At 48.1% G+C, this 20928-nt stretch carries 20 protein-coding genes; 11 read left to right on the forward strand and 9 right to left on the reverse strand.

From position 1 onward, the window contains the following. Nucleotides 1-61 precede the first annotated feature (61 nt). Genes VLX91_03320 through ilvB form a run of 9 tightly spaced genes read right to left on the reverse strand, consistent with a single transcriptional unit; the run spans nucleotide 62 to nucleotide 9027 of the window. Nucleotides 62-628 (reverse strand): 3-isopropylmalate dehydratase, encoded by a 567-nt coding sequence (locus VLX91_03320; protein ID HUI29223.1) that lies wholly within the window; start codon nucleotides 626-628, stop codon nucleotides 62-64. A 58-nt stretch (nucleotides 629-686) separates the two neighbouring features. Beyond that, complete coding sequence (locus tag VLX91_03325; protein HUI29224.1) at nucleotides 687-1982, reverse strand: 3-isopropylmalate dehydratase large subunit; 1296 nt, start codon at nucleotides 1980-1982, stop codon at nucleotides 687-689. 38 nt (nucleotides 1983-2020) lie between these two features. After that, the gene (locus VLX91_03330) at nucleotides 2021-3580 is read right to left on the reverse strand and encodes a 2-isopropylmalate synthase (GenBank protein ID HUI29225.1); all 1560 of its coding nucleotides are present in this window, start codon (nucleotides 3578-3580) and stop codon (nucleotides 2021-2023) included. A gap of 41 nt (nucleotides 3581-3621) precedes the next feature. Further along, nucleotides 3622-3852: a hypothetical protein gene (locus VLX91_03335; protein HUI29226.1), complete on the reverse strand. Its 231-nt coding sequence runs from the start codon at nucleotides 3850-3852 to the stop codon at nucleotides 3622-3624. Nucleotides 3853-3887: 35 nt separating this feature from the next. Next, on the reverse strand, nucleotides 3888-5504 hold the full coding sequence (cimA, locus tag VLX91_03340; protein ID HUI29227.1) for a citramalate synthase: 1617 nt from the start codon (nucleotides 5502-5504) through the stop codon (nucleotides 3888-3890). A 41-nt stretch (nucleotides 5505-5545) separates the two neighbouring features. Continuing rightward, on the reverse strand, nucleotides 5546-6601 hold the full coding sequence (ilvC, locus tag VLX91_03345) for a ketol-acid reductoisomerase (protein HUI29228.1): 1056 nt from the start codon (nucleotides 6599-6601) through the stop codon (nucleotides 5546-5548). A 37-nt stretch (nucleotides 6602-6638) separates the two neighbouring features. After that, nucleotides 6639-6809 (reverse strand): hypothetical protein, encoded by a 171-nt coding sequence (locus VLX91_03350; protein ID HUI29229.1) that lies wholly within the window; start codon nucleotides 6807-6809, stop codon nucleotides 6639-6641. Beyond that, entirely contained in the window at nucleotides 6806-7297 is a 492-nt protein-coding gene (ilvN, locus tag VLX91_03355) for an acetolactate synthase small subunit (GenBank protein ID HUI29230.1), read from the reverse strand. The genes VLX91_03350 and ilvN overlap by 4 nt, the downstream gene beginning before the upstream one ends. Next, nucleotides 7294-9027, reverse strand: coding sequence for a biosynthetic-type acetolactate synthase large subunit (gene ilvB, locus VLX91_03360; GenBank protein ID HUI29231.1), 1734 nt, complete (start codon nucleotides 9025-9027; stop codon nucleotides 7294-7296). Before ilvB ends, ilvN begins: the two co-directional genes overlap by 4 nt. A gap of 691 nt (nucleotides 9028-9718) precedes the next feature. Between ilvB and VLX91_03365 the strand changes: the two genes are divergently transcribed. The 11 genes from VLX91_03365 to VLX91_03415 all read left to right on the forward strand — a co-directional run bounded on the left by VLX91_03365 (nucleotide 9719) and on the right by VLX91_03415 (nucleotide 20928). After that, nucleotides 9719-11290, forward strand: a complete 1572-nt coding sequence (locus VLX91_03365) for a bifunctional response regulator/alkaline phosphatase family protein (protein ID HUI29232.1) — start codon at nucleotides 9719-9721, stop codon at nucleotides 11288-11290. 15 nt (nucleotides 11291-11305) lie between these two features. Further along, nucleotides 11306-11755, forward strand: coding sequence for a tRNA (adenosine(37)-N6)-threonylcarbamoyltransferase complex ATPase subunit type 1 TsaE (gene tsaE, locus VLX91_03370; protein ID HUI29233.1), 450 nt, complete (start codon nucleotides 11306-11308; stop codon nucleotides 11753-11755). Nucleotides 11756-11757: 2 nt separating this feature from the next. Next, nucleotides 11758-12489, forward strand: a complete 732-nt coding sequence (tsaB, locus tag VLX91_03375; protein HUI29234.1) for a tRNA (adenosine(37)-N6)-threonylcarbamoyltransferase complex dimerization subunit type 1 TsaB — start codon at nucleotides 11758-11760, stop codon at nucleotides 12487-12489. Then, nucleotides 12489-13328 (forward strand): acetyl-CoA carboxylase, carboxyltransferase subunit beta, encoded by an 840-nt coding sequence (accD, locus tag VLX91_03380; protein ID HUI29235.1) that lies wholly within the window; start codon nucleotides 12489-12491, stop codon nucleotides 13326-13328. Before tsaB ends, accD begins: the two co-directional genes overlap by 1 nt. Nucleotides 13329-13335: 7 nt before the next feature. After that, nucleotides 13336-14241 carry an arginase gene (gene rocF / locus VLX91_03385; GenBank protein ID HUI29236.1) on the forward strand — a complete coding sequence of 302 codons (906 nt, stop codon included), beginning with the start codon at nucleotides 13336-13338 and terminating at the stop codon, nucleotides 14239-14241. Between the two features lie 5 nt (nucleotides 14242-14246). Beyond that, complete coding sequence (gene panC / locus VLX91_03390; protein ID HUI29237.1) at nucleotides 14247-15113, forward strand: pantoate--beta-alanine ligase; 867 nt, start codon at nucleotides 14247-14249, stop codon at nucleotides 15111-15113. A gap of 77 nt (nucleotides 15114-15190) precedes the next feature. After that, nucleotides 15191-15844, forward strand: a complete 654-nt coding sequence (locus VLX91_03395) for a CoA pyrophosphatase (protein ID HUI29238.1) — start codon at nucleotides 15191-15193, stop codon at nucleotides 15842-15844. A 66-nt stretch (nucleotides 15845-15910) separates the two neighbouring features. Continuing rightward, nucleotides 15911-17728: a hypothetical protein gene (locus VLX91_03400; protein HUI29239.1), complete on the forward strand. Its 1818-nt coding sequence runs from the start codon at nucleotides 15911-15913 to the stop codon at nucleotides 17726-17728. Between the two features lie 57 nt (nucleotides 17729-17785). Then, nucleotides 17786-18799 (forward strand): type I glyceraldehyde-3-phosphate dehydrogenase, encoded by a 1014-nt coding sequence (gap, locus tag VLX91_03405; protein ID HUI29240.1) that lies wholly within the window; start codon nucleotides 17786-17788, stop codon nucleotides 18797-18799. Nucleotides 18800-19019: 220 nt separating this feature from the next. Next, nucleotides 19020-19694, forward strand: a complete 675-nt coding sequence (locus VLX91_03410; protein ID HUI29241.1) for a hypothetical protein — start codon at nucleotides 19020-19022, stop codon at nucleotides 19692-19694. 40 nt (nucleotides 19695-19734) lie between these two features. Next, nucleotides 19735-20928, forward strand: coding sequence for a phosphoglycerate kinase (locus VLX91_03415; GenBank protein ID HUI29242.1), 1194 nt, complete (start codon nucleotides 19735-19737; stop codon nucleotides 20926-20928).

Raw genomic sequence — 20928 nt, forward strand, 5'->3', positions numbered from 1 at the left:
TTCACATTTCTTTAGAGGTTGATTTGTAAGAAAAAAAAGTTTTGCCGGAAGGCAAGGAAGTTCAGGCCCTGATCATGCCGATTTTTCTGGCATAAGAAAATAGTCCGCCGGAATTGATGATTTCTGCTGCGTCTCCGAGGGCTCGCAAGGCAAACGATTTTCCTGAAGTCGAATCGGTGATAATGTTCTTTTCTAAATCGATGGCAATCTCGTCGCCTGTTTTGAAGTGAGCAAAAATATTTTCAACGGATTCAAGCGGCATTATGAAACCGCCGTCGACTGAATTTCTGTAAAAGATTCGGGCGTAGGTCTGCGCCACCACAGCTTTCACGCCCGCGACCTGCAAAGCTAATGGTGCGTGTTCTCTCGAAGAACCGCAGCCGAAGTTTTTCCCCCCTACGATGATATTGAATATCGACAAGTGAGTACCGTCTTCCACGAACTTAATTCCGCCACGCGGGAGTCCGGATTTCTCTTCCGGAACTCCACTCATTGCATATTTTCCGAAGAGTTTTCGTTCTTCAGGGGAATGAGTGTCATAAACAAGATGTTTAGCCGGAATAATTTGGTCCGTATCGATATTGTCGCCAACCACATAAACTTTTCCAACGATTTTGTTCGGTTGCATTATTTCTCCACTAAATTTTAGAATTAAGCCAACAGCTGAATCCAATGGCTAATTGCTGTTAAATAAATTTTCTCGGGTCTGTGATTTTCCCGGTTAGAGCTGAGGCTGCTGCGGTCAATGGAGATGCTAAGAATACTTGCGCCTTCTTCGAACCCATTCTGCCGGGGAAGTTGCGGTTAGTTGTCGAGATGCAGACTTCTGCGCCGTTCAAGCGACCGAACGTGTCATCGGGACCGCCGAGACATGCTCCACAGCTTGCGTTTCCGATTCTGCAGCCTGCTTCTTCAAATATTGTCTTTAGGGACTTGCCGCTCAACTTTGTCTCGTTCAAGCCCCGGGTTATATCGGTTGTGGCTGGAACGATGAAAGTATCAACAACCGTTTTCTTTCCCGCCAGGATTTTTGCTGCTGCAAGAAAATCCGTCAGTTTGCCGCCGGTGCATGAGCCGATGTAAACCCTGTCGACTTTCACGTTAGATAAATTCTCTGCCGGCTCGACGTTCTCAGGTGAATGTGGTTTTGCGACGAGTGGAGGAAGTTTGCTAACGTCGTATTTTCTCTCAGCAACAAATTTCGCATCTCGGTCGTTCTGGACGTTCGTGAAAGTTTTATCGGTCCTCGCTTTGACATACTCGTTTGTCTTCTCGTCAGGCGCTATGACACCATTTTTCCCGCCTGCTTCGATGACCATGTTGCAGAGTGTCATTCGTTCTTCGATGTTCAGACTGTAGACGGCATCGCCCGCGAATTCCATCGCCTGATAAGAAGCACCATCCACGCCTATGTCACCGATGATTCTGAGGATAAGGTCCTTCGCCATCAGATATTCGGGCATTTTACCATCGAAGACGAAGCGCTGTGTCTGCGGGACTTTGACCCAGAGTTTGCCGGTGCCCATTATGAAAGCGGCGTCGGTGTTGCCGATCCCTGTCGCGAATTCGCCGAAAGCGCCGGCGGTACAGGTGTGTGAATCCGTTCCGAACAAAACTTCTCCAGGACGGGTGAAACCTTCTTCGGGAAGTGCAATATGGCAGACGCCTTTGTAATCCGGCGTGCCGACATCATAGAAATTCTCGATCTGTTGCTCTCTCACGAAGTCGCGGAGGAAAACGATGTTTCGTTTCGCGTGCTGATCCTCCGTGAAAATATAATGATCGGGGATTACGACGACTTTATCGCTGTCCCAGAGCTTCGCGTTTTCACCGAACTCCTTTTTGAAAATTGAGATTGTGCCGGGTCCCGTGACATCGTGAGTCATCAGCACGTCAACGTTAACCCATACGTTCTCGCCCGGAGTCACCTTATCTCTGCCAGAATGGTTGGCTAGTATTTTTTCCGTTATTGTCATTCCCATTTTATATGAATCCTGAATTTTAGATTATAAATTTTGAATTAGATAGCATCGACTTGATTATTCACCGGTTTTCCTATCGGAGCCTTTTTGTTTTTTGCCGATACGGCCCGGTTTGTCGCCTGCAAATATGCCTCTACGCTTCCGGTAACGATGTCCGTGCTCGCGGCGTGTCCTGTGAAAATCACGTTGTCGAAGATGACTTTTACAAAAACCTCGCCGACGGCATCTCCGCCCCATGTTACCGATGTTATCGTGTAATCCACAAGCTGGCCGCACATCTTTGTTATTCTCTCTATTGCATTGAATGCCGCATCGACCGGACCATCTCCCGTCGCCGAATCGCAATATGTCTCCTTGCCGTCGGTCAGTTCCATCACTGCAGTCGATTTGACTCCGGTTCCGGTCATCACCTGCAAGCTTGAGAGGGAATAGCTGAACTCATCGTGCTCGGATTCGTTGTTAAGAATCGCGATCAGGTCCTCGTCCAGGATTTCCTTCTTCTTGTCGGCCAGCCGGGTGAATTCCTTATAAACATTTTCTATTTCATCTGGAGACAGGGAATAGCCCAGTTCTTCGAATCTTTTCTTCAGCGCGTGTCTGCCGGAATGCTTGCCCAGGACTAAAGTGGAATGCTTGATACCTACAGACTCCGGCGTCATGATCTCGTATGTCATACGGCTTTTTATCATGCCGTCCTGGTGAATGCCTGCTTCGTGAGAGAATGCATTTGCTCCCACGATCGCTTTGTTCCGCTGTACCATCATGCCCGTCAATGTCGAAAGAAGTCTGCTTGCCTTGTATATCTCTTCCGTATTTACATCGCACCGGAACGGGAAAATCTCGGGTCGCGTCCGTATGGCCATGACAAACTCTTCCAGCGAGGCGTTGCCGGCACGTTCGCCGATGCCGTTGATGGTGCATTCAACCTGCCTCGCTCCATTTAGTACTGCAGCGATCGAATTTGAAACCGCCAGGCCAAGGTCGTTATGGCAATGCACGCTTAGAATCGCCTTGTCAATATTTCTTACTCTTTCGCGAACAGTCTTAATCAGGTTTCCATATTCGAAAGGGATCGCGTAACCTACGGTATCGGGTAGATTGACGACGACCGCGCCCGCGTCAATCACCGCCTCGATGATTTTGCACAGGTAATCCAGGTCGCTCCTGCTTGCATCCTCACAGCTGAACTCAACATCCTTAGTCAGTTTTTTTGCGTACTCGACCGCCTTCACCGATTGCTCGAAGACCTCTTCCCGAGTTTTCTTCAATTTGTGCTTAAGATGGATGTCACTCGTTGCGATAAAAGTATGTATCCGCGGCTTTGAAGAGTATTGAATTGCCTCGAACGCCCGGTCGATGTCGAGGGGCGTCGCCCTTGAGAGAGCGGCTATGGTCGGGCCCTTGATAGTCTTTGCAATTTCCTTGACTGCCTCGAAATCTCCTTCGGAGGCGATCGGGAAACCTGCCTCGATGATATCGACTTTCATCGCCTCGAGCTGTCTTGCCATTCGTAATTTTTCCTTTGTGTTCATGCTGCAACCGGGCGACTGTTCTCCGTCGCGCAGGGTCGTGTCGAAAATATAGATTTTGTCTTTCATTTTCTTTGATGCCTTCCTTCCTTTGTCAGGATAAGCCTGGTTCACTGAAACATGCTGTTAATTGCATCGGTGATGTCGTTGTTTGCTTTCAATTGTCTGAGATGCTTTTCGATCTGGAGGTAATGTTCGTATTTTTGGCTCGCTAGCGAACGAAACAGACGTTTGGTATCGATATCGTCGGAGACTTCAGCCTGATCGTTGTACTCCTTGATCGTTTCCATTTCGCTGTTCAGGGCTCTCTCGAGCATTTCAATTCGTGTCTGGGCTTTCATTTTGCCATCTCCATTTCACTTTTTCCCGTTCTCTACTATTTGTCGATGGAGTATGCGGGATGCCGCAAAGCGGCATTTTTTTTCTTTTCATTATCCTTCATCATCTTATAGACTATTGAGTCCACCAGCGCTTTCCAGCTGGCTTCGATGATGTTTTCAGAAACTCCAACCGTGTTCCAGTTGGATTCCTCGTCCGCTGTTTCTATTAAGACTCTGACTTTAGCGCCTGTGCCATCTCCGCCGTCGACGACTCTGACTTTGTAATCCGACAGTTTGGTAGTCGACAGGTGCGGGTAGAATTGGAGAAGCGCCTTTCGCAATGCGTTGTCGAGCGCATTGACCGGTCCATTTCCTTCGGCGGCGGTGTGTTCGATTTTGTCGCCGACTCTCAGTTTTATGACTGCCTCGGTATGCGTAATTCCTTCGTTCGTGTTCTTCTCGATAATTATGCGAAGCGCCTCGAGTTCAAACGGTATTTCTGCTTTTCCCGTATCCTTTTTCATCAGGATTTCCAACGAAGCATCGGCATCTTCAAACACATAGCCATCATTCTCGAGCGACTTTAACTCGTTTACGATCGCGTTGACTTGTCCGTTGCTTCTGGATAAATCGATCCCTAATTCCTCTGCTTTGTAGAGGACGTTGCTCTTACCCGACAAGTCGCTGACAAGAACGCGCCGGGAATTTCCGACGAGATCAGGTTCGATATGTTCGTAAGTTCGCGCCGATTTCATCACGGCGCTTACATGCACTCCGCCCTTGTGTGCGAAGGCACTTTGTCCGACGTAAGGAAGATTTTTTCTCGGCTGCAGGTTTGCTACTTCGCTTACAAATCTCGATAACTCGGTCAGAGTCTTCAACTTTGCCTCAGGCACTAACGGATGTCCCATCTTGAGCTGCAGATCCGGTATTATGGAACAGAGATTTGCATTTCCACATCTCTCTCCGAAACCGTTGATCGTGCCCTGTACCTGTACGCATCCTCCGCGAACGGCCGCAAGCGAATTCGATACCGCAAGCTCGGAGTCGTTATGTGCATGTATTCCCAGCTTCGTATTGACGGACTCCCTGGCATTCTTCACGATAGCTTCGACTTCATTCGAAAGTGTTCCGCCGTTTGTATCGCACAGGACTATGAAATCTGCGCCGGCCGACTCAGCAGCCCGAAGCGTTTTTAACGCGTATTCGGGATTAGACTTGAAGCCGTCAAAGAAATGCTCCGCATCATAGACGACTTCTTTGCCGCTGTCCTTCAAGTATTTAACAGTGGCCGAAATTATCTCGAGATTTCTTTCGTGTGTCGTTCCCAGGGCGGTAGTCACGTGCATATCCCAGGACTTCCCAAAAATTGTAACGACAGGCGTCTCTGATCTTAATAGTTGAGCGACGTTTTCGTCCGAATCCGGGGAGGCAGATGCCCGGCAGGTGCTTCCGAATGAAGCCAGCTTCGCATGTTTTAGTTTTGTCGTCTTCATTCTTTCGAAGAATTCCATATCCTTTGGATTCGATCCCGGCCAGCCTCCTTCGATGTAATCCATGCCGAAGGCATCAAGGCGGTGTGCTATTTTGATCTTGTCTTCGACGCTGAAGGAGATTTCTTCTCCCTGTGTGCCGTCGCGAAGTGTCGTGTCGTAAAGATAGATCTGCTCCATATCAACCTCAATTTTTGTCTTCAGTGATCATATAATCTTAATTATTTTTTCCAATTCTGGGGACGAAGCGAACGAACGGCAGCACCTGCCGTCCACATTTCCGAATCATGAATTTCTTTCAGTTCCTTATTCAATAATTCTCTGTAATTTGGACCGCCGGTCGATTCCAGAACGCGTTTCGTTTCGGAGCCGCTGGCAACAGCTTCATACAGTTGTTTAAATACCGGAACAACAGCAGCTTTAAATCTCGGAAGCCAGTCGAGTGCGCCGCGCTGAGCAGTCACGCTGCAATTTGCATACATCCAATCCATGCCGTTCTCGTCGACCAAACGTATCAAACTCTGTGTCAATTCTTCGACTGTTTCATTGAACGCTTCACTTGGAGTGTGACCATGTTCTCTCAGCACGTCATATTGAGCCGACATAATTCCTGCAAGTGCTCCCATCAAAACCCCGCGTTCGCCGGTTAGGTCGCTGTAGACTTCCTGCTTGAATGTGGTCGGGAATAGATAACCGGAACCGATCGCAATTCCGATTGCCAGTGTTCGCTCGGTTGCATTTCCCGTCGCATCCTGGAAAACTGCATAGCTTGAATTGATACCTGATCCTGCCAGGTAATTGCGGCGTACACTTGTTCCTGATCCTTTCGGAGCAACCATTATTACATCGATATCAGCCGGTGGAACGACTCCTGTTTGCTCTTTATATGTAATGGAAAATCCATGCGAAAAATAAAGTGCTTTCCCCTTCGTGAGAAACGGTTTCAACTTCGGCCAGATCGCTCTCTGTGCAGCATCGGAAACCAGGTATTGGATGATTGTTCCTTTTTGCGCTGCTTCCTCGATCGAGAACAACGTCTTGCCCGGAACCCAGCCGTCTTTAACGGCTTTGTTCCAATCGTCTTTAAACTCGTTAGCCTGACCGACAATCACGTTAAACCCGTTGTCGCGCATGTTTAACGATTGTGCGGGACCCTGAACACCATAGCCTATGACAGCAATGACTTCTTTCTTTAATACTTCTTTTGCTTTTGCCAGTGGGAACTCATCGCGTGTTACAACATCTTCAATGGTACCACCAAAATTGATTTTTGCCATTTCTACTTTCTCCTTTTATAGAATATGTTTTATGATTTCACAAATGCATGACGCGACTTTTGATGACGAACAGCTTTACCATCGGTCCCATCATCTGCTTCTGCCTCTCCTTGCGGAAAGGCGAAGAGACTAGAGAGGCACCGCGGTACTCAATGCTCGCTTTTCCTGCTGAGCCCTTTACTGTTAACTCTCCTACAACCTTTTTCATACCGTTCCCTCGAACTCGCGTTTCAATGCTACTTGACCTGTCCGGGCGATTTCTTTTATGCCGAAAGGCGCAAGCATCTTTATCATCGCGTCGACTTTTTTCTCGTTACCGGTTGCCTCGATCGTCAGAGAGCGTGGACTTATATCAACTATTTTAGATCTGAAAATCTCGGAGATCTGCATGAGCTCAGGACGAGAATTTCGGTTCGCCGCTACCTTGATTAGTATCAGCTCTCTTTCTACGAATCCCTCATAGGTGAGATCCGCCACTTTCGTGACGTCGATAAGTTTGTTAAGCTGCTTGATAATCTGTTCGATGACATCGTCGTCACCTTTCGAAACGATAGTTACTCGTGCTACAGAATCGTCTTCGCTTGTACCGACTGAGATGCTGTCGATGTTGTAGCCGCGTGCGCTGAATAACCCGACAATCCTGTTCAAAGCGCCGAATTTGTTTTCGACCAGGATGGAGATAGTGTGCTTTTTCACTTCACCGCCTCCGCCTGAGACTTTGCCAACTTCAATTCCTTGACCGACTTTGGATAGTCAACCATTTGCGTGACGCTTGTGCCGGCAGGAATCATCGGGAAGACGTTGTCTTCCTCCATGGTCTTGAAATCAATCAACACAGGGCGGTCATTTATCTTGAAAGCTTCCTTCAAGATTGGAACAACTTCGTCGGTCTTATATGTTATGAATCCTTTCGCACCGAACGCATCCGCAATTTTCGCGAAGTCGGGATTTGTGCCGAGGGATACATGGCTGTAGCGTTTCTTGTAGAACATATCCTGCCACTGCCTGACCATTCCGAGATAACCATTATCCAGTATTATAATTTTGATTGGGAGTTTGTTTCCGACTGCGGTCGTGAGTTCTTGAATATTCATCTGGAATCCACCGTCGCCGCTGATACTGACAATCGGCCTGTCTTTCACGCCGAACGCCGCTCCGATTGCGGCGGGAAATGAGAACCCCATTGTTCCCAATCCTCCTGAGGTAATGTTCGATCTGGAGTTTTTGAATTTATAAAATTGTGCAGTCCACATTTGATTCTGTCCGACATCGGATGTGACGATAGCATCGCCGTTTGTCAACTCGTAAATCTTCTCGATCACATATTGAGCGCGAATCTGGTCGCCATTTTCGTACCGTAGTGGATGTTCAACGGCCCATTCTTTTATTTGATTGAGCCACCCTTTAGTGTCCAGCGGCTGCACAAGCGGAATTAACCTTTCGAGAACATGCCGAACGTCGCCGACTATTGGAACGTCAACTTTTACATTTTTTGCAATTGCAGATGGGTCGATGTCGATGTGGATTTTTTGAGAGTTGGGGGAGAAGGTTTTGGGATTGCCGGTAACACGGTCGTCGAACCTCGCGCCGATCGCGATCAGACAATCACACTGGTCAACCGCGGTATTTGAATACCACGTTCCATGCATTCCTAACATTCCCATTGATAATTCATCGTCAGCAGGGAAGGCCCCTAATCCCATCAACGTCATAGCCACGGGCGCGTTTAATTTTTTTGCCAGGTTGTACAATTCCTTTGAGGCATTTGAATTGACGACGCCACCGCCCACATATAACACCGGCTTCTTCGATGAATTTATAATTTCGACGGCCTTGTTGATTTGTCCCATGTGCCCGAAATAAAATGGATGATAACCCCGAAGTTTCACTTCCTTTGGATAATTGAATGCCGTCCTGGATGCCATGACATCTTTCGGCATATCGACGACAACAGGCCCCGGCTTTCCGGTGGACGCGATGTGGAATGCTGCCTTTATGGTCCATGCAAGCTCGCGGACGTCTTTAACCAGGAAATTATGTTTTGTGATTGAGCGGGTAATTCCGATTATGTCGGCTTCCTGAAAAGCGTCGTTGCCGATGAGGTGAGTCGCAACCTGCCCGGTGAAAACTACGATCGGCACAGAGTCCATGTAAGCATCGGCGATGCCCGTCACCGTGTTTGTCGCGCCCGGTCCCGATGTTACGAGAACCACGCCGACATTACCTGTCGCCTTTGCGTAACCCTCAGCCGCATGCACCGCGCCTTGTTCATGCCGCGTCAGAATATGCTGGATATGTGACATGTCGTGCATCGCGTCATAAACACCGATTACCGCGCCGCCGGGATATCCGAAAATATATTCTACATTTTCTTCCATCAGGCATTTGACGAAGATCTCGGCGCCTGTCAATTCATTGCTACTCATTGTTTAAATCTCCTTTTGCCGAGGACATTTCTTCACGAAAAGAAATCCATCGGTCATTTTTGGTTTACGGAATCTGCCTCATCTTGTCGTCCAAGAATCTCGGACGGATTCACATTTAAGTTTGTCAGCCTCACCCTCGGCATAGTTCTCAGCTTCAGGTTATTCCCTTTACGACAATGTGGTTTTTAAATTAGGCTTGCTTCTGGGGAATAACCTTCGGCTATTTAGCTAATAATGCCGAGAAGTATATTCCCCCCGCTAAGGAGGAGGAGAATAAGGATTGATACTACAGAAATGAGGCTAAGAATGGACAAATCGACGGACTCATACAGCGGCAACGAGACGCATTCCGCTGTCATGCCAACTGATCGATATGTAGAGTCGCTGTCGTTCATTTTCTTCACTTTAATAATACGGAATTGTCGGACAGATGTCAATAGTTTTATCGGAAAAATTTTAGAAAAATAAAACTATTCGGGGTTTATTGATGGTCGTTTGGTCCGGAAGCTTTGTTTGGCAGCGAGCCGATTCTGAATCTTTTGACAACGAAGTCGCAATCGGAGCATTGGCGACGGGGTTTGTTTCTTAGTCTGCTCGTTGATAACTTTTCATGCTTGAGGAATTAACTTCAAAAATGGAGCCGCAAGGCTCATGATGGGAAAGAGAAGCTAGAATAATTACAGGAGAAAAAATGAGTGGGGAAAAACGAAGAATACTATGGGTAGATGACGAAATAGAGCTGCTGAAGCCTCATGTGATCTTTCTTAAGGATAAAGGTTTTAATGTCGATACCGCCACTAACGGCCAGGATGCAATAGAACTGGTTAAGCAAAATTTCCGCAATGAAAATTACGACTTGATCCTCCTTGACGAGATGATGGCAGGGATGGGAGGGTTAAACACGCTTGAGGTCATAAAAGGAATTGCGCCGGAAATACCGGTTGTAATGATAACCAAAAATGAAGCCGAGTCGCTGATGGAGGAAGCCATAGGTCAAAAGATCAGCGACTATTTGACGAAGCCAGTAAATCCAAGCCAGATACTTTTGACGGCAAAAAAAATCATCGATGGCCATCGGATTGCCGGAGAGCGTGTCTCCAGAGATTATGTCGCAGAATTTCGAGAAATATCCGCTCAACTGGATGGAGACGTCTCGTATTCTGACTGGATCGACATTCACCAGAAGCTAACCCGTTGGGAAATGGAAATCGATGAGCATCCTGAAATCGGATTGAAGGATTCTCTGATGGATCAAAGGAAAGCCGCGAATGCTTCCTTCGGCAAATACATCGACAGGGTTTACAGGGACTGGGTGACCAAGAAGACCGACCGCCCGAAGCTTTCGCAGGAGGTTTTCGAGACTTTTGCCATTCCTAGGATGAAGCCGGGCAAATCGGTCGTGTTCATCGTAATCGACTGCATGAGGCTGGACCAATGGCTGATCATGGAAGAATTCCTCCGCGATTACTTCGCGATCAGCAAGCAGTTCTACTATTCACTTCTACCGACGGCAACGCCATATTCTCGCAACGCGATATTCAGCGGGATGTACCCGCTGGAGATGGAGAACCGTTTTCCCGAGATTTGGGACAAAGGGAATTCCGACGACGACTCGAGCAGGAATCGTTTCGAGAAGGAACTGCTCACGGATTTGCTTCAGAGAAAACGATTGAGGGTAGAGCCGAAATATGTTAAGATCATCGATCCTGATTTCGGTAAAAATATTGTGTCCAATGTTTCGAGCTATGCACGTCTGCCATTGACTGCCATAGTCGTGAATTTCGTCGACATACTGGCACACTCCCGGTCCGATTCGGACGTCCTGAAGGAAATTGCACCTGATGAGAGCGCATATCGTTCGCTGACGAGATCGTGGTTTCAGCATTCATATCTCTTGGATCTTTTCAAGGCACTTGCCCAGACAGATGCAACCGTGGTTGTGACGACCGACCATGGAAGCGTAAGAAGCATGCGGGGCTCGAAGGTACTTGGAGACAGGGAGGCATCGACGAACCTGCGATATAAGTTCGGCCGCAATTTGAAGTGCGACGACAGGCAGGCTATCTTTGTCAAGAACCCGGAGGACTATATGCTGCCGAGGCGCGGCGTCACGATAAACTACATAATAGCCAAGGAAGATTTCTATTTTGTCTATCCGACCGACTATCATAAGTATCTCGAGCAATACCATGATAGCTTTCAGCACGGCGGAATTTCCCTCGAGGAAATGATTCTGCCGGTTGTGTTTCTTGATCCGAGATAAGATTTACCCCCGGACATGGAGATCTTGATTTCAAAGAGCGAGGAAGAGACTATCAGGCTCGGGAGCGAATTTGCAAAGAAGCTGAAATCAGGTGGCGTTGTCGCTCTTTACGGCGACCTCGGTTCCGGCAAGACTCAATTTGTCAAAGGAGTCTGTCGTTTATTCGATGTGAAAGAAGTTGTAAACAGCCCGACTTTTACTATCGTAAATGAATATCATGGCACAATGCCGACCTCAAAGGAATCTATTCGGGTTTTCCACATAGATTTGTACAGATTAAAGAATATAGAAGAGATTTTCGGGATTGGTTATTATGAATATCTTGAGTCGGGCGGAATCTGTCTGGTCGAGTGGGCCGAAAAACTCGACGGTATTATCCCGGAGGAACGGTTTGACGTTAAATTTTCCGTAGTTGATGAAACGACCCGGGAGATTACTCTGGCTGACGTCGGCGGCAGGAATTGATCATGCGTAGAATACTTGCCATCGAAACCGCAACCAAAGTCTGCTCGGTCGCAGTTGCCGATGAGTGTGAAGTGCTCGGAGAGTTTTCGCTTTTCGTTCCACAAGTTCACGCCGAGCGCCTTATAGTAATGACAAGCAATTTGATCGAGAATTTGAGACTCACATACAGTGATCTCGATGCGGTAGCGGTTTCCATTGGTCCGGGAAGTTTTACGGGATTAAGAATCGGACTGAGTGTGGCGAAAGGAATAGCTTATGGACAGGACAAGAAGCTGATCGCGATCCCTACACTGGAGGCTATAGCCCGGCTGCTTCGGGATCGTGCCGGCCCGGAGAAAACGATTGTGCCGGTGCTCCGCGCACGCGCAGACGAGTTTTATTATTCATCATTTCTGGTGAAGAATTCGGAATTGAAAATGAGAACGGGCTACGGAATAGCCGATGCCGACTCGATTATCGCGGAATTTTCTTCGGAGACCTTCTTCATCGGAGAAGGCGCCGTGGAATTATCGAAACATGAAGGCGCGAAGAAAAAATTTGGAGCCGGGCGATTTATAGATATTCCAGCTTCCGCCAAAGAAGTTGCGCTTGCTGCGCAAGTGAAACTTGAGAGAGAAGAATTTGACGACGTAGAATCCCTGGTGCCGATGTACCTGAAGGATTTTATCGCAATCAAGGGGAAATCGTTTCCGAACGGGATCCATTTGGACAATAAATTATTGGAGAAGATCTGATGTCGTGGTTCAAGCGTTCAAAACAAAATATCGTGTCCGCAGAAAAAAAGGATTTGCCTGAAGGGTCGTGGGTGAAATGTGAGAAGTGCGGCGAGATGCTTCACAAGTCCCAGCTCGAAGACAACCTGTGGACCTGCAACAAATGTAATTTCCATTTCAGAATCGGGAGCAAAGAGTATTTCCAGATTCTGCTTGACAAGAAAACGTTTAAGGAAACCGACAAGGGTTTGAAATCGAACGACCCTCTAAAATTTGTTGATACGAAATCTTACAAAAAAAGGCTGGACGAAGTTCGCAGGAAAACCGGCCTTGTAGATGCAGTCAGAACCGGAACCGGTGAAATCAGCGGACATAAAGTTGTCATTGGCTGCATGGATTTCCAATTTATCGGCGGAAGTATGGGGTCTGTTGTCGGAGAAAAAGTTGCACGATCGATTGACCGCGCTGAGAAGTACAAGAAACCGCTGGTATTGATTTCTCAAAGCGGCGGTGCACGGATGATGGAGGCGGCCATCTCACTTATGCAGCTCGCCAAGACGAGTGCGAGACTGACCCGACTCCATAAGGCGCGTGTACCGTATATTTCCGTGCTCGTCGATCCGACAACGGGCGGCGTTACGGCCAGCTTTGCCATGCTTGGTGATTTCAACATTGCCGAACCCGGTGCGCTGATCGGATTCGCCGGGCCGCGCGTCATCAGGCAGGCCGTCGGAAAAGATCTGCCTGATGGCTTTCAGCGGTCGGAATTCTTGCTCGACAAGGGATTTGTCGATCTTATCGTTCACAGAAAAGAACTGAAGTCGAGGCTGACGCAGCTTTTGGAATTATTAGAATCGTGAGATTCCCATGATAATTAGAATCGTCGGCGTTCCTATGGATCTCGGGGCCGGAAGACGCGGAGTGGACATGGGACCTTCGGCGCTTCGGATAGCGGGACTCGCGGAACGACTTCGAGAGATAGGTCATACGGTTTGCGACGATGGGGATATTCCGGTCAAAGTTCCCGAAAGTCAGGAAATGGGCGACAAGAAGTTAAAGTATCTTCCCGAAATAGTCCGCGTGGCTACTATACTGGCACATAAGGTCGAAGATATCATGGAGCATAAGGAATTCCCGCTTGTTCTTGGAGGCGATCATTCAATAGCGATGGGTACTATTTCGGGTTTGTCAAATTACGCGACGAAGCACAATCTGCGCTTCGGAGTAATATGGATCGACGCGCATGCCGACATGAACACGGTCGAGACAACTCCTTCCGGCAACATTCACGGGATGCCGTTAGCCGCCGTCCTCGGGGAAGGCGCTCGCGAACTGACAACCATCGGCGGCGATTTCAGAAAAGTTGATCCTAGAAACGCAGCCCTTGTCGGAGTGAGAGATGTGGATACTGCAGAAAAGGAAATCGTCAAGAGGACTGGAATCGCGCATTACACCATGGCTGATATCGACAAATACGGAGCGCACAAGATTATCAACAAAGTGTTGAAAGAATTTAGAGAAAGAGTCGACTTGCTCCATGTTAGTTTTGACATAGATTCGGTCGATCCGACCGTAGCTGCCGGCGTCGGGACTCCCGCGCCGGGAGGCCTAAGTTATCGTGAAACGCATCTGATAATGGAAACTATCGCGGATTGCGAGTGCATGAGTTCGCTCGAAGTAGCAGAGGTGAATCCGATTTTTGATGTCAAGAATCAATCTTCAGCGTTTGCTGTGCAAGTGATTGCCTCGGCGCTTGGGAAAAAAATAATTTAGCCGCTGTGAAGACAATTGCCGGTATAATTGAGATGCAGGCCGTTTCAGACAAGCTGCGGCTGGATGGAAGGAAGATCGGCTTCGTTCCAACGATGGGAGCCTTGCATGAAGGACATCTGAGTCTTGTCGATCATGCCAGGGAGCTCTCAGATGTTGTCGTCATGTCAATCTTTGTCAACCCGACGCAGTTCGGTCGCGGAGAGGACTTCGAACAGTATCCCCGCGATCTGCAAAAAGATCGGAGGCTTGCTGAGTCTCGCGGAGTCGATTATATATTCGCTCCGTCAGAAACGGAAATGTACCCCGAAGAACCTCTGACGTATGTGGAAGTACAGAAAGTTTCCCAGTTACTCGAAGGTGAATTTAGATTGGGGCATTTCAAAGGCGTCACAACCGTAGTGGCAAAGCTGCTCAATATCGTGAAGCCGCGTGTCGTCGTGTTTGGCCAGAAGGATGCGCAACAGGCATTCATCATAAAAGAAATGGTGAAGGATCTGAATTTTGACCTGGAGATTGTCATCGCGCCGATCGTACGGGAGAAAGATGGGCTTGCGATGAGTTCAAGAAACGTTTATTTGTCGCCGGACCAGAGAAAGAGGGCGACCGTGCTTTACCGCTCTTTGAAACTTGCCGAATCGATGATAACCGGTGGAGAGACAAACCTTGTCAAGGTGCGCGCGGCAATGCTTAAGCTGATAAACAACGAGCCGGATGGGAAGATAGATTATGTAAGTTTTGTCGATCCCGCCAACTTTGAAAAGGTTGAAAACGCCGAGATGCTCACACAGGTCCTTTCATTGATAGCCGTTCGATTTGGACAGACGAGGCTGATAGATAACATGCTGGTGAAGGTTGTGAAAAACTTGGAGTGATGGAATTTCGTTGGAACATGTCATCTTGCCGGAATAAGGATTTGTTATTTGATTCGTAGTTGGTTTTGGAAGACTTGATGAAAGTAAATGAACTCGACTCGCTTATAGAAAAGCTGCCTGAGTCACCTCGATTCGAAGGTGAGGAGGAATATTCGATCTCGGCGGTACTTCTCCTGCTGATCACCATCAACGAGGAGCTGCACATTTTGTTCGAAAAACGTTCGGCAGCAATAAGACAGGGTGGAGAGATATCTCTTCCCGGCGGGCGATTGGACGCCAATGACAGAGCGTTCGAGGAAACCGCAATCCGCGAGACGACAGAAGAGGTCGGAATTCCTGCTGATCGTATTCGGATAATTGGTAAACTCGATTCGGTATTCGCACCGATGGGTGCGCTGGTGCATGTTTTTGTCGCTGTGTCAGACGTGAGACCGGATGATATTCAAGCTAATCCTGGAGAAGTTGAAAAGACATTCTTGATTCCCGTGTCATTTTTTCAGAAGAATCAGCCGGAAGAGTTTAAAGTTATGACTGAAGTGCATCCGGCCTACATAGATAAAACCACCAAGAAGGAAGTCGTCCTTTTCCCGACGAAAGAGTTAGGTCTTCCCGAACGCTACTGGAATTCGTGGGGCGGATTCAAACACAATATCTTTGTTTACCGCACCGATGAAGGAACGATATGGGGAATTACAGCGCGAATTGTTCGGGATTTCATTAGAAAGCTTTGAGCTTTACTTTCTTATCCTCGAGCTGACTCAAAAGAATTCTTGATTGAAAAACCACTTGGAGAGAATATGAAACACATTCCGCAAAAATATTTTGTCATTAGCATTGCTCCTCTATTGTTTTTGTTTGGCTTTGGTCGAAGTGCCTCGTTTGCCCAGGGCAACGGCGGCTGGCAGCATTTGAACTACGCGATCTTCTTCACGTCCAGGGATGTGGATAGTCTTCTCGTCGATTCGGTGCAATTCCATAAGACCATGAACTACTTTGGGCCGGTCAAACCACGAAGAGTTTACCTTGACGGAGAGGGGCGTGATGGAGGAGTAAATGTCCCGCTCCTGCAGAGGATTGCTGCGAGGTTTCGTGCCATGGGTATCGACCCGGAGGGCGCGATGGTTCCGACGTCGCGGTTTGGTCCCTCGGTCTACAATAATCCGGAGGACCTCGAGTCGCTCAAAGAGCGAATGCAGGGACTCGCTAAAGTCTTTGATGAGATAATCCTTGATGATTGGCTTTTCACGGTCGCCACCGATTCCGCGAGCGTTGCGGATCGTGGCAGCATGAGCTGGCCGGAGTACCGGACAAAACTGCTTCTTGAACAAACCAAGAAATACATTATCGATCCTGCGAAGGAAGTAAATCCCAAAGTCAACATCATCATAAAATATCCGAACTGGTACGAGGGATTCGGAGAGAACGGATACGATATTTATAACGAGACCCGCCAGTTTGACAAAATGGCGGTCGGCATAGAGACTCGCGTGCCGGAAGCTCAGCACCAGCACATACCGATTTACAGCGGCTATGTTTTGCAGAAATGGGAGTCGAGCGTCGATCCTTCAAAATGGGTTGGCTCATGGCTGGATAATTATGGAATGAAAGGAGCGTACGACGATTACAACGCACAGGTGTGGCAGGCGATCATGGCACAGTCTCCGGAGATAATTCTATGGTGTGCGGGACAACTCTGGCCGACAAATCCTTCAAGCGACGTCTATCCTCATTTTACCAAGGAGCTTCCTGAGTTCAACCGTGTTGCAGGAATGCTTCAAGGCATGCCGCGCGGAGTGCCAATCTACCTGCCGTATGGTTCCGCCGGTGAGTATAATATTTTTGGATACCTTGGAATGGCTGGAATCCCGCTGAAACCCGTCGCCGAATTTCCCAAGGAGAGTCAAAGTGCAATCTTTTGTCTTAATTCATTAAAGGATACCAGCCTCGCTGATGAAATGCTCGGTCGATTGCGCGAGGGCAAAGATGTGTTTATGACTTATAGTCTGTGGAGGAGATTGCGCCGCACTGAATTCAAGAATACCTTGAGTCTACTTGATTACAACGGCATTGCTACTTCGGATAAATTTGGTTTGTTGGACTACGGGTACAGGGAGAGAACCGTAACGGCGGACAGGCAATTTACTTTTCCCGGCGTCGAAGCCACGACCTGGCCTGAAAGCCGTGACGTTACACTTTCAAGCCGGGACTATGATTTCTCTGTCTTAATGAGAGTTCCGTACCTCAAAGGAACGCTTTATGTCCTGAACATGCCGGAAGATTATTACGACCTCCTTGAGCTTCCGACCGACGTTCTAAATGCGATCAGAAGATCGTTTGTCATGGACCTCGGAGTTGAATTTGACGGACCGGGACACATCGCTATGTACCCATTTGGCGATAAACAGTATGTTCTCTACAATATGAGCGACACGGAAGCGCCGGTCAATCTCAGGTTTTATAAAGAAGTTCCCGGATCCGGCTGGAAGAATCTTGTGAGCGATGAATCGCTGGAAGTGAAGCAAGATACTTCCCTCGTTCGTTTCAGAGGCCCGGTTATAAGTGAGGTTTCTCTCGAGCTAAAGCCGTATGGGATAGCCGTCGTACAGGCTCCTTAAATTGCATCTTAGGTCGTATCTGGTTAAATTTTTATGAAAAAAATTTGGAGGATTTAAATGGCAATTAACGTCGGCATTAATGGTTTCGGCCGAATTGGAAGAAACTTATTTAGAGCTGCATACAAAAACAAAGATATTAATATCGTAGCAGTAAATGATATTACAGATGCGAAGACCCTTGCGCATCTTCTGAAATATGATTCTGTTTTGGGAATTTTTGCCGGAGACGTCGCGGCGAAAGACGGCGAGATCGTCGTTGATGGAAAACCCGTGAAAGTTCTTTCTGAGAAGGATCATCACAACCTGCATTGGAAAGACCTCGGCGTCAGCGTTGTTGTTGAATCGACAGGCCTGAAGCATTTCACGAATGGCGATGAAGCGAAAACACATATTGCCAACGGCGCTAAGAAGGTGATCATATCCGCTCCAGCAAAGGTGTTTGATCTGACAGTTGTTCTCGGCGTCAATGATAATCTCTACGATCCGAAGAAACACAACATACTTTCAAATGCGAGCTGCACCACGAACTGCCTTGCACCGGTCGTGAAAGTCTTGAGAGATTCTTTCGGAATAAAGAAGGGGTTGATGACGACGATCCACTCTTACACGAACGATCAGCGCATCCTTGACCTTCCGCACTCCGATCTGCGACGCGCTCGTGCCGCCGCTCTCTCGATGATTCCTACTTCGACAGGAGCAGCGAAGGCAATCGGTCTGGTCATGCCCGACTTGAAGGGCAAGATGGACGGCTTTTCGATGAGAGTCCCAACGCCGAATGTCAGTGTCGTCGACGTTGTTGTCGAAGCCGACAAGGCGACGACCAAGGAAGAAGTTAACAAGGCACTCAAAGCCGCTTCTGAATCAGGCCCGCTGAAAGGAATCCTTGGCTACAGCGAAGAGCCGCTTGTCTCCATCGATTACAAAGGCGATCCGCGCTCTTCTATCGTCGATGCACTTAGCACCATGGTCATCGTCAATATGATAAAAGTTATATCATGGTACGACAACGAGTGGGGCTATTCCAACCGCGTAGTCGATCTGGTGAAAAAAGTCGGCTTGATGCTCGACTAGAACGAATGAAATTAGGTAGGTCGACCAAAGACGGTCGACCTACTCTCATTGAATAGGCGGTGGGCGGCTGGTCCGGAGGAGCTCCTTCGGAGAAGTATCTCCCGGTCGATTATTTGCACAAGTGTTCGGGATCTTGTGAGCGCCTGGCGTCATCCGGTCATTCAAATAATTTCCCACGGGACTTTGCGGTGATCGATGTTTTAATGATTTAGGATGGAAATTGAACCTGTTTTTTATCTTCTTGCCTATCGTGTTTGCTCTTAACCAAGATGCCGCCCAAAGCACATATACAGCGAGGGAGGTATTCGAAAAGGGGAAGGTGCGGGCAATGGAAATCGACAGCAGTCTGAAACATGTCGATGTACAATTCATGCAGGAAATAGAATTCAAATCCCGCGGCGGAGACAAGGACGATCTTGTTTTCAATATTACCGTCAGGCGTGGAAAATTTGAGCGGCAGATTGTTTCTAGTACCGTCGTGAACGGCGATCGATTCAACGGCGGCTATGATGCTTTCGATAAGATGTTCCTTCTATCGGAATATTTCGATGAAGACGGCAAGACCTTGAGTTCGTGCGAGTTTCAAGATCAGGATTGCAGCAACTGCTATGGAATAAATTTTACTTTTTCGAAATCTTCGGATCTGAGCGATCCTCTCAACGTGGTCTCCGCGTCGTTTACTGCCGATGATTTTAGTCCGATGACAATCGACGAGCAGATAACGGGCTTGCCGCTCGGCGCGGAATTCGATAACGACGTAAAAGTCACTTACGACAAGAACTTGAATATGTGTTACCCCGAAAGCATCGTGATGCGTGTTTACGCGCACCTATTTTTCTTGAAGGGCGAAATCGCGGTAGTAACTATCAAGAATAAAGATCTGAAAAGAATTTAAGCAAACACGCAGAGTCTTTGCGTCTCAACAAGGAGAAAAAATGGAAACAACTTTCAACAAAAAAACTATCGATGACATTGATGTAAAAGGCAAGAAAGTTCTGGTCAGGGTTGATTTCAATGTACCGCTGGATGAGAATAAAAAAGTTACCGATGATAAGCGAATTGTCGAATCATTGCCGACGATCAGGAAGATTTTGAAAGACGGCGGCATGCCGATCTTGATGAGCCATCTCGGCCGTCCTAAGGGCAAGCCGAAGCCGGAATTCTCGCTTGCTCCGGTTGCGAAGAGATTAGGCGAACTTTTATCTTCTAATGTAATAATGGCCGCCGATTGCATAGGGGCCGAGGCAAAGAAGGCTGTTGCATCCGCGAAGCCGGGTGATGTGGTTCTCCTTGAAAACCTTCGCTTCCATGCTGAAGAGGAAGCAAATGACGAAAACTTCTCCAAGGAGTTGGCTTCGCTTGGCGATGTTTATGTGAACGATGCTTTCGGGAGCGCTCACCGCGCGCACGCTTCGACTGAAGGCGTGACCCGTTTCTTGAAGCCCGCGGTCGGCGGTTACCTCATGCAGAAGGAATTACAATATCTCTCGCAGGCAGTCGAAAATCCAAACCGTCCTTACGTCGCGATCATCGGCGGGGCGAAGATCTCCGGCAAGATCGATGTCATCAACAACCTTCTCGGCAAAGTAGACGCTCTCATCATAGGCGGCGGAATGATGTTCACTTTCTTGAAGGCGATGGGGAAGGAAATCGGCAATTCGATTTTGGAAGCCGACAAAGTTGATCTTGCAAAAGGGTTGGTGCAGAATAAGAAGCTTCTTTTGCCGGTAGATTGTGTTGTTGCCGATAAATTTGAGAACACCGCCGCGAAAAAAATCGTAACCGTAGATGCGATCCCGCAAGGCTGGGTTGGGATGGACATCGGTCCCAAAAGCATCGACCTTTTCCGCAGTGAGATAATCAAATCCAAAACTGTAGTCTGGAACGGACCGATGGGCGTATTCGAAATGGATAACTTCGCCGCAGGCACGAAAGCTATCGCCGATGCGCTCGTTGAGGCAACAAAGAAGGGCGCTTCGACAATTGTCGGCGGAGGCGATTCAGCCGCAGCTATTGCCAAATTCGGCCTGGAGAAGAGTGTTTCGCACGTTTCGACGGGAGGCGGAGCCTCTTTGGAATTCCTCGAAGGAAAGATTCTTCCGGGCGTCGCGGCGCTTGATAATAAATAA

Source organism: Candidatus Acidiferrales bacterium, from assembly GCA_035515795.1.
In the GTDB taxonomy this organism is placed as follows: Bacteria; Bacteroidota; Ignavibacteria; order Kryptoniales; family JAKASW01; genus JAKASW01.